Origin of the sequence: Marivita cryptomonadis (genome assembly GCF_002115725.1) — a bacterium.
Taxonomy (GTDB): domain Bacteria; phylum Pseudomonadota; class Alphaproteobacteria; order Rhodobacterales; family Rhodobacteraceae; genus Marivita; species Marivita cryptomonadis.
The window spans coordinates 167620-179506 of record NZ_JFKD01000003.1; the positions used below are offsets into that span (position 1 = coordinate 167620).

At 56.8% G+C, this 11887-nt stretch carries 10 protein-coding genes; 7 read left to right on the forward strand and 3 right to left on the reverse strand.

Annotated elements, in window-relative coordinates:
* Positions 1 to 186 precede the first annotated feature (186 nt).
* On the forward strand, positions 187 to 1044 hold the full coding sequence (locus MCRY_RS04620) for a DMT family transporter (protein WP_085628307.1): 858 nt from the start codon (positions 187 to 189) through the stop codon (positions 1042 to 1044).
* Between the two features lie 19 nt (positions 1045 to 1063).
* Here MCRY_RS04620 and MCRY_RS04625 read toward each other — a convergent pair whose 3' ends face one another.
* Positions 1064 to 1897 carry a prephenate dehydratase gene (locus tag MCRY_RS04625; protein WP_085628308.1) on the reverse strand — a complete coding sequence of 278 codons (834 nt, stop codon included), beginning with the start codon at positions 1895 to 1897 and terminating at the stop codon, positions 1064 to 1066.
* A 123-nt stretch (positions 1898 to 2020) separates the two neighbouring features.
* On the opposite strand from MCRY_RS04625, the gene MCRY_RS04630 reads away from it, so the two are divergent.
* The 5 genes from MCRY_RS04630 (at position 2021) to MCRY_RS04650 (ending at position 8625) form a co-directional block, all read left to right on the forward strand.
* Positions 2021 to 2539, forward strand: a complete 519-nt coding sequence (locus tag MCRY_RS04630; protein ID WP_085628309.1) for a c-type cytochrome — start codon at positions 2021 to 2023, stop codon at positions 2537 to 2539.
* Positions 2540 to 2724: 185 nt separating this feature from the next.
* Positions 2725 to 4674: an extracellular solute-binding protein gene (locus MCRY_RS04635; protein ID WP_085628310.1), complete on the forward strand. Its 1950-nt coding sequence runs from the start codon at positions 2725 to 2727 to the stop codon at positions 4672 to 4674.
* 7 nt (positions 4675 to 4681) lie between these two features.
* A complete protein-coding gene (locus MCRY_RS04640; protein ID WP_085628311.1) occupies positions 4682 to 5842 on the forward strand; it encodes a microcin C ABC transporter permease YejB in 1161 nt (386 codons plus the stop codon).
* A 3-nt stretch (positions 5843 to 5845) separates the two neighbouring features.
* Positions 5846 to 7036, forward strand: coding sequence for an ABC transporter permease (locus MCRY_RS04645; protein ID WP_085628312.1), 1191 nt, complete (start codon positions 5846 to 5848; stop codon positions 7034 to 7036).
* Positions 7033 to 8625 carry an ABC transporter ATP-binding protein gene (locus tag MCRY_RS04650; RefSeq protein WP_085628313.1) on the forward strand — a complete coding sequence of 531 codons (1593 nt, stop codon included), beginning with the start codon at positions 7033 to 7035 and terminating at the stop codon, positions 8623 to 8625. Before MCRY_RS04645 ends, MCRY_RS04650 begins: the two co-directional genes overlap by 4 nt.
* Here MCRY_RS04650 and hemN read toward each other — a convergent pair.
* Positions 8622 to 9977 (reverse strand): oxygen-independent coproporphyrinogen III oxidase, encoded by a 1356-nt coding sequence (gene hemN / locus MCRY_RS04655; RefSeq protein WP_085628314.1) that lies wholly within the window; start codon positions 9975 to 9977, stop codon positions 8622 to 8624. The two genes, MCRY_RS04650 and hemN, sit on opposite strands and share 4 nt — an antisense overlap.
* Positions 9978 to 10036: 59 nt before the next feature.
* On the opposite strand from hemN, the gene fnrL reads away from it, so the two are divergent.
* On the forward strand, positions 10037 to 10783 hold the full coding sequence (fnrL, locus tag MCRY_RS04660) for a transcriptional regulator FnrL (protein ID WP_085628483.1): 747 nt from the start codon (positions 10037 to 10039) through the stop codon (positions 10781 to 10783).
* A 3-nt stretch (positions 10784 to 10786) separates the two neighbouring features.
* Here fnrL and MCRY_RS04665 read toward each other — a convergent pair whose 3' ends face one another.
* The gene (locus tag MCRY_RS04665; RefSeq protein WP_085628315.1) at positions 10787 to 11878 is read right to left on the reverse strand and encodes a TFIIB-type zinc finger domain-containing protein; all 1092 of its coding nucleotides are present in this window, start codon (positions 11876 to 11878) and stop codon (positions 10787 to 10789) included.
* Positions 11879 to 11887 lie beyond the last annotated feature (9 nt).

Sequence of the window (11887 nt, forward strand, 5' to 3'; positions counted from 1 at the left end):
ATGCGGACCTAACTTTGCAAACCCGATTAATGGCGCGTTAGACTTTGCAAACCGTTAAGAACTGGTAAAGCCACAGGCAGCACCAGCATCGACTTCGCGCGCTGACGCTTGTGCATGAGCATTTATGTGCTACTCCGAACAAGCGCGGTGTGACGTGCTTCGCATAGGTTCAAATAAAAGCGCAGCATGACAGAACAAAACCGTGCCATCCTTCTGATGATCGCCGCGATCTTCTGCTTTTCGATCATGGACGCGACGGTCAAAGCCTTGGCTCCGAACGTTGGTGTGCTTCCTGCTCTTTGGGCGCGGTACGCGGGGCAGATGCTTTTGGTATTTGTCTTGGTTCTGCCGAGACTCAAAACCGTGGTGCGCACGAAATACCCCGGTTTCCAATTCTTTCGGTCTCTTCTGCTGATGAGCGCCACAGCCTGTTTCTTTACTGGCTTGAGCTTGATCCCGCTATCGGATGCGGCTGCTTTGATGTCGACCAATCCCATGCTGATCACGCTGGGTGCAGCGATGTTTCTGGGCGAGAAGCTTGGGATACGTCGCATTGCCGGGATTGTTGCTGCGATGATCGGCGCTTTGATCATCATTCGGCCTGGCAGTGATGTGTTCAGTGCGGCTGCGCTTTTCCCGCTGGGCGCTGCTGTCTGCTATTCCGCCTATGCCCTGCTGACCCGCCGGGTGGGTGCGGATGAGGATGTCTGGACATCGCTGTTCTACACCGGGTTCGTTGGTACCGTATTGCTGAGCATTCTAGTGCCGTTCCAATGGCAGACGCCAAGCGCCACGGATATCGGGCTGATGGTGATTGTGGCTCTGGCAGGGACCACCGGTCAGCTTGCGTTGATCCAGGCGTTCACCAAAGGCGAGGCCGCGATGCTGGCCCCGTATTCCTACACCGGGCTTGCCTTTGCTGCCTTTTGGGGCGTGCTCTTTTTCTCAGAGATTCCAGACTTCTGGACTGTTGTCGGAAGTCTGGTGATCGCGGCGGCGGGACTGTACGTCTGGCACCGGGAAGCCCGCGCCAAGACTGCGTGACACCGCCTGTCGCCTTTGATCAATCCCTGCGCGGATCGCGAGGATATGTTCCCAAAATATTCAGCATGTCGGTGAAATAATCCAGTTCTTCCAAAGCCAGCGCGACATCGGGGTCGTCGGGGTGGCCTTCGATATCTGCGTAGAACTGGGTCGCCGTGAACGAGCCGTCGACCATATAACTTTCCAGCTTGGTCATGTTCACGCCATTGGTCGCGAAACCACCCATAGCCTTGTAGAGAGCGGCAGGTATGTTGCGGACCTGAAAGACGAAAGTGGTCATCATACCGTGTTCGCCGCGACGGGTTTGATCGCCTTCACCGCTCATCAGCAGGAAACGCGTCGTGTTGCTGTCGGTGTCTTCGATATGACGGGCCAGCACATTCAGGCCGTAGATCTCGCCCGCCAGTTCACTGGCCAAGGCGGCGGCGTGTTTTTCGCCGCGTTCCGAGATTTCACGGGCGGCGCGGGCGTTGTCAGCATTCACGCGGCCGCGGATCCCGTATTTGGTGAGGAACGTCGCGCATTGTGGCAGCAGAACCAGATGTGAATGTGCCTCGGTCACGTCTTCGAGTTTCGCCCCCGGCACGCCGAGCAGGTTGATGTGCACACGGACGAACGCTTCGTCGATGATCTTGAGACCACTTTTCGGCAATAAGCGGTGGATGTCAGCGACCCGGCCATAGATCGTATTTTCGACCGGGAGCATCGCAAGGTCGGCCTTGCCTGTCTGCACCGCCGAGATCACGTCTTCAAAAGTGCGGCAGGGCAAAGGGTCCATATCGGGACGCTTGTATCGGCAGGCTTCATGCGAATAGGCCCCGAGTTCACCCTGAAAGGCGATGGCATTGGTCATGTGAACTCCGACAATTGGCCCTTCGGGCGTTTGGTCGCGGCTTCTACACCTTGCCTTGCTGAAGGGGAAGCAATAGATACCCGCGCGACACGCAAGAAACACTAGCGGACGGGTACGCACACAATGTTGGATACAATGACCTTCACCAAGATCGTCGGCAGCTTTTGTGGCGCGCTTCTGATCTTCCTTCTGGGCAAATGGGCAGCAGAGACACTTTATCATGTCGGTGGCGATCATGGTGAAGCGGTTGCAGTCTATGTGATCGAGACTGGTGAGGACGAGGCCGGCACCGAAGAGGTTGTCGCCGAAGTCAACTTTGACACTCTTCTTGAAACCGCAGACGCATCAGCGGGTGAACGCCAGTGGGGCAAGTGCCGCGCATGCCACGTGCTGGAAGCTGGCGAAAACCGGGCCGGACCGTATCTCTACAATGTCGTTGGTCGGGATGTCGGCGTTGCAGAAGGCTTCAACTACTCGGGCGCTTTGAACGAGGTGGCCGACGTCTGGACCGTCGAAAACCTCTACCATTTCATCGAAAATCCGCGTGGCTGGGCCCCCGGCACATCCATGGGCTTTGCTGGATTGTCCGACTCTGAAGATCGCGCAAATCTGATTGCCTACCTCGCGACATTCTCTGAATAATCTTCTGATCATACCCTGACAGATCAGGCCGCTACCCTCGGGTAGCGGCTTTTCTTTTTCACAATCACGTTTTTTCCTCGGCATTTACGCCGGGCTCACGCATTCTCACCTTGAATGTGGGCGAATTCGTTCTTTAGCTTACATATTAGCGCAGAGATGCACGAATGAGCTACGGAGACTAGAACATGTCCAACAGACGCGGCCGGCCTTCCTTTGCAGATATTGATCGTCGTCAAACGCTGAAGTTGCTGGGTGGCAGCGCCGTTGCTGCAGGCGCGGGCGCTTCCGGGACTCTGGCTTTTGCAGAAAGCCACGGCGGCGGGGATGAGATTATCCGTGCACATGGATATTCGTATTTTGGCGATCTGTTGTATCCGCCAGATTTCTCGCATTTCAACTACGTGAACCCCGATGCCCCCAAGGGCGGGCAGATCACGCTGAGCGCGCGGGGCACGTTCGACGGCTTCAATCGCTGGGCGTGGCGCGGCAATCCGCAGACCAATTCGGATGTCGTGGGAGAGTCACTGTTGGCTGGCGACACATTCGGGACAGCGGTTCCGGCGGATTCACTGACCGATCAGTACTGCCTGATTGCTCGCGAGGTTGAATACCCCAAGTCCAAGGAATGGTGCGTGTTCCACCTGCGCGATGATGTGGTTTTCCGCAATGGTGCGCCACTCCGGGCGCAAGACGCGGCATTCACCTTCAACCTGTTTATCGAACAGGGCATCCGGTCGTTCTCGCGGTCTGTCAGTGAACGGATCGAAGGGGTCGAGGTGATTGACGACTACACGTTGCGCTATAAGTTCGTGGACGGAATTTCGCGCCGGTCGCTGATCAGCCAAGTGGGTGGCATGATCGTGTTGTCCGAGGAATGGTACAAGGAAACCGGTGAACGGCTGGACGAACCGTCGGTGATGTCGCCGATGGGATCCGGCCCGTATCAGGTGGGTGACTACGAGTTCAACCGCTACGTGGTTTATGAGCGGAACCCGAATTACTGGGGCTGGGACCACCCGATCAACGTAGGACGCCACAACTTTGACCGCATTCGCATCGAATACTTTGCAGACGCGACGGCCGAATTCGAAGCATTCAAGGCAGGCGAATATACATTCCGGTCCGAAGGGTCGAGCAAACGCTGGGCCACGGGGTATGAATTCCCGGCAATCAATGACGGGCATGCAAAACGCGAGGCGCTTCCCGATCAGACGGCCCCTCTTAACTCCGGCATCATTTTCAACACGTTGCGCGCACCCGTCGATAACCGCAATGTGCGCCATGCCCTGTCACTGGCCTTCAACTTTGAATGGACCCGCGAGTCGCTTGAGTTTGACCTGACGACACAGCGCAATTCGTTTGCCGAAGGTCAGGAATGGGAGGCCAAGGGCGTACCTGAAGGCGCTGAATTGGCATTCTTCCAGTCGCTGGGTGATGTTGTTCCGCAAGATTTGCTGACCGATCCGGTGGTCATGCCGCACAGCTCGAACAAGGACAATCCTTCCGACCGCCGCAACCAGCGTACTGCGTTGCGTATCCTTGCCGAAGAAGGTTGGTCGGTTGACGACCAAGGTCGCATGGTCAACGAAAACGGCGAACAGTTGTCGCTGGATTTCCTGGTTCTATCGACATGGGACGATACGCGGCAGGCGACCATCGAGACCTACGTGAACACGCTGCGCGACTGGGGCATTGAGGTGAACGCCAACGCGGTTGACTCTGCACAGGGGCAGCAACGCTTCCTCGACAAGGATTACGACCTGATCCAGACGTCGATGCAGACCTTCTCAACCATCGGAACGGGGTTGAAACAGCTTTTCGGGTCGGAAACCGCGGAAGTGTCTTCTTGGAACCCGTCGGCGCTGCGCAGCCCTGTGGTGGATGCCATCATCGAAGCAGCGCTGAATGCGGAATCGCGGGAAGACGAAGTGACCGCGATGATGGCACTGGATCGTGCGTTGCGCTATGAGCGAGTGGTTGCCCATGCTGGTTTTGTGCCTGAATATTGGGTCGCCTATTACGACATCTTCGAACGCCCCGAGACTTTGCCAACGCTTGGGTTGGGGGTTCTCGACTTCTGGTGGTTCAACGAAGAGAAATACGAGGCCCTCAAGGCCGCTGGCGCGCTGAGGTAAAAGACCCTTGGGAGCCTATATTCTTCGACGGCTGTTGCTGATCATTCCGACGTTGTTCGGGATAATGGTGATCAACTTTGCCCTGACGCAATTCGTACCAGGCGGGCCGATTGAGCAAACGCTCGCGCGCATCCAAGGCGAAGGCGACGTGTTCGCCGGGTTCTCGGGCGATGGTGGTGGCAACCAGAATGCCGAAGAGACGTTCGGGTCAGACAGCGACTACATCGGTGCCCGTGGGCTGCCCAAGGAATTCATCGAAACGCTTGAGATCGAGTTCGGCTTTGCGCGGATCGTGTGCGAAGATGGTTATGTCGGAGAGCCGGATCTCGAAGATTCTGCCTGCGAGAAAGAAGCCATCGGCGCAGTTGAGCGGTTCGGCATGATGATGTGGAACTACCTGCGTCTTGATTTCGGAGAGAGCTATTTCCGGTCTATCGGCGTGATGGAGCTGGTTCTGGAAAAGATGCCTGTTTCTATCTCATTGGGCCTTTGGTCCACGATCATCGCCTATATCGTTTCGATCCCTCTGGGCATTCGCAAAGCCGTCAGAGATGGCACCCCGTTCGACACCTACACGTCGGCAGCAATCATCGTCGCCTATGCGATCCCGGGATTCCTGTTTGCGATCCTTTTGCTTGTCCTGTTCGCAGGCGGATCGTACTTTCAGATCTTCCCGCTTAGGGGACTGACGTCTGACAATTGGGACGAGCTTCCGTTCTTTGCCAAGATCGCAGATTATTTCTGGCACATTGCGCTGCCGGTTTTGGCCTCGACGATTTCGGCCTTTGCGACGCTCACCTTGCTGACCAAGAACAGCTTTCTGGACGAGATCAAAAAGCAATACGTGATCACTGCGCGGGCCAAGGGTTTGGCAGAACGTCAGGTGCTCTATGGCCACGTCTTCCGCAATGCGATGTTGATCGTGATCGCGGGCTTTCCAGCGGTGTTTATCGGCGTGTTCTTTTCCGGGTCGTTGATTATCGAGACGATCTTTTCGCTAGATGGGTTGGGGCGCCTTGGGTTCGAAGCGGCGGTGGCCCGCGATTACCCGGTGATCTTTGGCACGTTGTTCGTTTTTGGCCTGATCGGCCTTGTCGTCGGTATCCTGTCGGATCTGATGTATGTGCTGGTCGACCCACGCATCGACTTTGAGAAACGGGAGGGCTGACACATGGCAGCCAATCCCGAACCAAGCGACCGCGATATCGTAACCGAACCAAGCCCGGCGGTGCCTATAGCCCCCGTACGCAGCCGGTTCACGTTGTCCCCGTTGAACCAACGGCGCTGGAACAACTTTAAACGCAATCGCCGCGCGTTCTGGTCGCTGATCATCTTCTGCGTGTTGTTCGGCATGTCGCTGTTTGCCGAGTTCATCGCCAACGACAAACCGATCCTCGTGCAGTATCGCGGCGAATATTACACCCCGATCTTCAGCTTCTACCCAGAGACAGCATTCGGAGGCGATTTCAGGACAGAGGCCGCATATCGCGATCCGGAAGTGAAATGCCTCATCCTTACAGGCGGGCTTGAGGAATGCTTTGACGATCCAGAAGGGCTGATCGAGCAAGTCGATCAAGGCGTCGTTCTTGATGGTGATTTCTACAAAGGCTGGTCGATCTGGCCGCCCATTCCCTATGATTATCAAACCCCGGTCGACCGCCCCGGCGCCGCCCCCCTGCCCCCAAGCGAGCAGAACTGGCTGGGCACCGATGATACCAAGCGCGATGTGATGGCGCGGGTCATCTATGGCTTTCGGCTATCGATCTTCTTCACCCTGATCGTCACGGTGCTGGCCAGTGTTGTGGGCATCGTCGCAGGGGCCTTGCAGGGGTATTTCGGCGGCTGGCTTGACCTGATCTTTCAACGGATCATCGAGATCTGGTCGTCGACGCCATCGCTATACATCATCATCATCTTGTTCGCGATATTGGGGCGAAGTTTCTGGCTTCTTGTCTTCCTGACAGTGCTGTTCGGCTGGACCGCCCTTGTCGGCGTGGTCAGGGCCGAATTCCTGCGCGCGCGGAACCTTGAATATGTAAGGGCGGCCAAAGCCCTTGGTGTCTCGAACACGACAATCATGTTCCGGCACATGCTGCCCAACGCGATGGTGGCGACTTTGACCATGCTGCCCTTTATCGTGACCGGTACTATCAGCACGCTGGCAGGTCTGGATTTCCTTGGCTTTGGTTTGCCATCGTCGGCGCCATCGTTGGGGGAATTAACCTTGCAGGCCAAGCAAAACCTCCAAGCGCCGTGGCTCGGCTTTACCGCGTTCTTCGTGTTCGCCTTGATGCTGTCACTGCTGGTCTTCATCTTCGAAGGCGTGCGCGACGCGTTTGATCCGAGAAAGACGTTTACATGAACAGCATCCTCGAGGTGAAAAACCTCTCCGTGGGTTTCCGGCAGGATGGGCAGACCGTACCAGCAGTGCGGGGCGTGTCGTTCCATATCGAGCGCGGCGAAACCGTGGCTTTGGTCGGGGAATCGGGATCTGGCAAGTCGGTGACCGCCTTGTCAACGGTGTCACTCTTGGGGGATTCCGCTAGGGTCGATGGGTCGGTTCTTTATAATGGTGAAGAGATGGTTGGTGCGGATGATGCGCAGTTACGGCGAATCCGGGGCAACGACATCAGCTTCATCTTTCAGGAACCGATGACATCGCTCAACCCGCTCCACACGCTGGAAAAGCAGTTGGCCGAGTCGCTGGCGCTGCACCAAGGTCTGGCCGGAGATGCGGCACGGGCACGGATTATCGAACTGCTGAACAAAGTGGGCATCCGTGACCCCGAAAGCCGCCTTGGTGCCTATCCGCACCAGTTATCCGGTGGTCAGCGTCAACGGGTGATGATCGCAATGGCGTTGGCGAACGGGCCGGAACTGCTGATTGCGGATGAACCTACGACGGCTTTGGACGTGACCATTCAGGCGCAGATCCTTCAATTGCTGGCCGAGCTTAAAGACGCCGAGGATATGAGCCTTTTGTTCATCACCCATGACCTTGGCATCGTGCGCAAGATCGCTGATCGGGTTTGTGTGATGAAGGACGGGCAGATCGTCGAGTCAGGGCCAACCCGCGAGATTTTCAGCAATCCGCAGCATCCTTATACGCAGATGCTGTTGAGTGCGGAATCCACAGGCTCCCCTGATCCGGTCAAAGAGGGCGCGGAAGAGATCGCGCGGACCGACAACCTCAAGATCTGGTTCCCGATCCAGCAAGGTTTCATGAAGCGCACGGTTGGCTATGTGAAGGCCGTCAACGATGCAACTATCGCTGTACGCGCTGGTGAAACTGTAGGCATCGTAGGTGAATCCGGGTCGGGCAAGACGACGCTGGCGCTGGCTATTATGCGGCTGATCGGGTCCGAGGGCGAGATCACATACCGGGGCCAGAATGTGCGCGACTGGTCAACCCGCGAATTGCGGCGACTGCGGAGCGAGATGCAGATCGTATTCCAAGACCCCTATGGCAGCCTTAGTCCACGCATGACCTGCGAACAGATCATTGCCGAAGGACTGGGGGTTCACGGGGCACCAGATGGGCGTTCCGACCGCGAACTGGTCACCGAAGTGATGACCGAAGTGGGGCTGGATCCAGCAACGATGCATCGCTACCCGCATGAGTTTTCCGGCGGTCAGCGTCAACGAATCGCCATTGCGCGGGCGATGGTTCTTCGACCCAAACTGGTGGTATTGGATGAGCCGACATCGGCGCTGGACATGACGGTTCAGGTGCAGATCGTGAACCTGCTGCGCGACCTTCAGAGGAAATACGACCTTGCGTATCTATTCATCAGCCACGATCTGAAGGTGGTCCGCGCGATGTCACACAAGGTCATCGTGATGAAGGCAGGGGATGTCGTGGAATACGGCACTGCTGAAGACGTGTTCACCCATCCGCAGACGGATTACACAAAGACGCTGATGGCGGCTGCGTTCGATCTGGCGAGTTAAATCGCTGAACTGTGGCCAGCCGAGGACAGGTCGTAGGCGTCGAAACTGCGGGCGATGATCCGAGTGAGAGGACGGGCTTCGGGGGGCACGTAAAGACCGTTACTGTCGACAACCAGCAAGTTCTCGAACTCTGAATTGGTCCGTCTGAGCAGATCCGTCACTTCGCCCTGGGTTGTTTTGTAGTCCCGCACAAGCTCTGCCGTGTCGACCCGGAAGTCACACATCAGCATTTCGATCATGCGCGCGCGCAGTTTGTCCTGTTGGGTAAAGCTGTGGCCACGCACGGTCGAGAATTCATGTGCGCGGATCGCCTTGGTATAGGCGGATGTGGCAGGTGCGTTCTGCGCATAGCCCTGCGGAAATCTGGAGATCGAAGACGCCCCCAAACCGACCAAGACGTCTGACGTGTCGTCGGTGTAGCCTTGGAAATTACGGCGCAACGTGCCTTTTCGGGCCGCAACGGACAGACCATCTTCGCGGGTGGCGAAATGGTCGATCCCGATCTCTTCGTAATTGTCCCAGACAAAAAGCTTGCGGGCGGTTTCGAACAGATCGAGCCGTTCGTCCGGGCGCGGAAGCGCATCCGAGGGAATCATCTGCTGACGCTTGGCCATCCAAGGCACATGCGCATAGCCATACAGTGCGACGCGGTCCGGAGAGAGAGACAAGAGCTTCTGCACCGAATCGACGATCTTGCTGCGGGTCTGGTCGGGCAAGCCGTAAAGGATGTCCGCGTTCAGGCTTTGAATACCCCGGTCGCGGATCATGTCGACCGCCCGTTTGGTGGTGTCGAAACTTTGCTCTCGACCAATGGTCTTTTGAATGACGGGATCAAAATCCTGCACACCGATCGAGGCGCGGTTCATGCCGCCTTCGAACAGGGCATCAAGACGACCTGCGTCAATCTCGTTCGGGTCGATTTCGACGGAGAATTCGTAGTTATCTGCAAAATCGGCCACTTCACGCACAGCAGCGTTCAGATCACGCATATGTTCAGGCGACATGAGGGTCGGCGTGCCCCCGCCCCAGTGCAGACGTGACAGACGAACGCCGCGCGGCAGGTGCCGCTTTAGAAGGGTCAATTCGTCCTTGAGCGTTTCCACATAGGCCGTGACTGGTTCACCGCTGGCCGTTCCTTGCGTCCGGCAGGCACAAAACCAGCACAGACGGCGACAAAACGGCACATGCAGATAGAGCGAAATTTCGGAGTTTTCTGGGATCGCTTCGATCCAATCGGAGAAATCCCCCGGTTTCACGTCATTCTTGAAATGCGGCGACGTAGGATAACTCGTGTACCGAGGTACCTTCGCGTCGAATAGTCCCAATCGGGAAAGTTGTGTTCTCGCTACCATATGCATAGCATTAGAAGAGAAACACCAAATCAACTTTGATGCAGATCAAGACGAAAGCCATGTTGAAAGAAGATCATCTCTCCGTCACGCAGGATTGCAACGATTGTCCGATCCGCCACCGCGCGGTTTGCGCCCGGTGTGAAACAGACGAATTGGCGCATCTTGAAGACATCAAGTACTACCGTCGCTTCGAGGCCGGACAGACAGTCATCTGGTCCGGGGACCGGATGGATTTTGTCGGGTCCGTCGTGTCAGGGATCGCGACACTGACTCAGACGATGGAAGATGGGCGCACACAAATGGTTGGCCTTTTGCTGCCAAGCGATTTCGTCGGCCGCCCGGGGCGTGCGACGGCGGCCTATGACGTTGTGGCGACCACGGACATGGTCATGTGCTGCTTCCGAAAAAGCCCGTTCGAAGACCTGATGGAACGCACACCGCATATCGCACAGCGGCTGCTTCAGATGACGCTCGACGAACTGGATGCGGCGCGCGAATGGATGCTGGTTTTGGGCCGCAAGACCGCACGCGAAAAGATTGCGTCTCTGCTGTCGATTATCGCCCGTCGCGATGCAACGCTCAACATGGGCGGGCTTGACGGGCCGGTCACGTTCGACCTCCCCCTCACACGCGAAGCGATGGCGGATTACCTTGGGCTGACCCTTGAAACCGTGTCGCGACAGGTGTCCGCGCTCAAGAAAGACGGAATCATCCACCTTGAGGGCAAGCGTCACATCATGGTGCCCGATATGAGCCTGCTTCTGGAAGAGGCCGGAGATGATACCGATGGTGGGATGCTGGTCTGACGATCACTGACTCATCGCGGCGACGTATCCCACGCCCGCCGCAAGAATCAGACCAAGAATAACGGCAAAGGCGATTTTCCACCCGGACCAAGGCCGTTCGCCCTGCACTGCACCTGTCCGCCCGTTGACGACGAACCGATAACTTTTCCCGCGGTACTTGTACGCAGCAAGCCAGACTGGAAGCAGAACGTGCTTGAACGTGACTTCTGACACCCGTGTGTCGATATCATGGACACGTTGGCGATCTCCGCCGATGTCAAATTTCACATCGCGCACGATAATGCGGTCCATGTAGGCGCGCGCCTCGTGATACCCGTCGTCCAACGCAACACCATATGCCTCAGCCCGGAACCCCGCGAGGTATTCTGGCTGGTAAGGTTCAAGTTCCGATAAATCCCACGGTTCCAGCGCATCAGTATGTTTCTTAGGCAAAGAGCGTGACGCAAGGACCAAAACATCATCAAAGAACCGTGCGACATGCCCCGAGGCCGGACGCCAACGCACCTTGGCGACGCGCACGGTTTCTGATTTTCCGTTCCGCACAACCCTCTGATTTTCATAGTAAACAGTGCCGTGCTCGCCCCGATAGGATGATTTCGTCTCTGCGTCGAAAGTCCAATATGGCACGTATATCCCGGTCATCTTCCGCCCCTTGCGGGCGTAGTCCTGCAATCCGTTGGGCGCGAACCAAAGCCGCCCCAGCCAATCGGTCATGGCTTTTCGGGCGTCCTTTTCATCCAAAGCAAAGGGCAGCAGACCCTTCGGCTTGATGTGGCGATTGGGACCGGTGTCAGTGACGACAGGTGTCGCACAGAATGGACATTCGGCGGCGTGAACACCGGGGTCGAATTCCACTTCGGCTGCGCAATTGGAACATTTTGAGACACGTGTTTCTTCCATGTCCTGCGACGGAAGCTGATTGGCAATTGCCGCCTCGAAATCAATTTCGCGGATGGAGCCACCAGACCAAGGCCCCGACTGGGAAATCTCCTCGATCGCACCGCAGTGATCACAAAGCATCCGCCCTCCCGCAGGATCGAACCGAAGATCCGCGCCGCAGTTTTCACAGGGAAAGCGATATTGGGTTTCTGACATGCCAGATCG

Bases quoted from the DNA above. Each gene is read 5' to 3' on its own strand.
- MCRY_RS04650 (WP_085628313.1), top strand. From the start codon at position 7,033: ATGAACAGCATCCTCGAGGTGAAAAACCTCTCCGTGGGTTTCCGGCAG.
- MCRY_RS04665 (WP_085628315.1), bottom strand. From the start codon at position 11,878: ATGTCAGAAACCCAATATCGCTTTCCCTGTGAAAACTGCGGCGCGGAT.
- MCRY_RS04635 (WP_085628310.1), top strand. From the start codon at position 2,725: ATGTCCAACAGACGCGGCCGGCCTTCCTTTGCAGATATTGATCGTCGT.
- hemN (WP_085628314.1), bottom strand. From the start codon at position 9,977: ATGGTAGCGAGAACACAACTTTCCCGATTGGGACTATTCGACGCGAAG.
- MCRY_RS04630 (WP_085628309.1), top strand. From the start codon at position 2,021: ATGTTGGATACAATGACCTTCACCAAGATCGTCGGCAGCTTTTGTGGC.
- MCRY_RS04620 (WP_085628307.1), top strand. From the start codon at position 187: ATGACAGAACAAAACCGTGCCATCCTTCTGATGATCGCCGCGATCTTC.
- MCRY_RS04645 (WP_085628312.1), top strand. From the start codon at position 5,846: ATGGCAGCCAATCCCGAACCAAGCGACCGCGATATCGTAACCGAACCA.
- MCRY_RS04625 (WP_085628308.1), bottom strand. From the start codon at position 1,897: ATGACCAATGCCATCGCCTTTCAGGGTGAACTCGGGGCCTATTCGCAT.
- fnrL (WP_085628483.1), top strand. From the start codon at position 10,037: ATGTTGAAAGAAGATCATCTCTCCGTCACGCAGGATTGCAACGATTGT.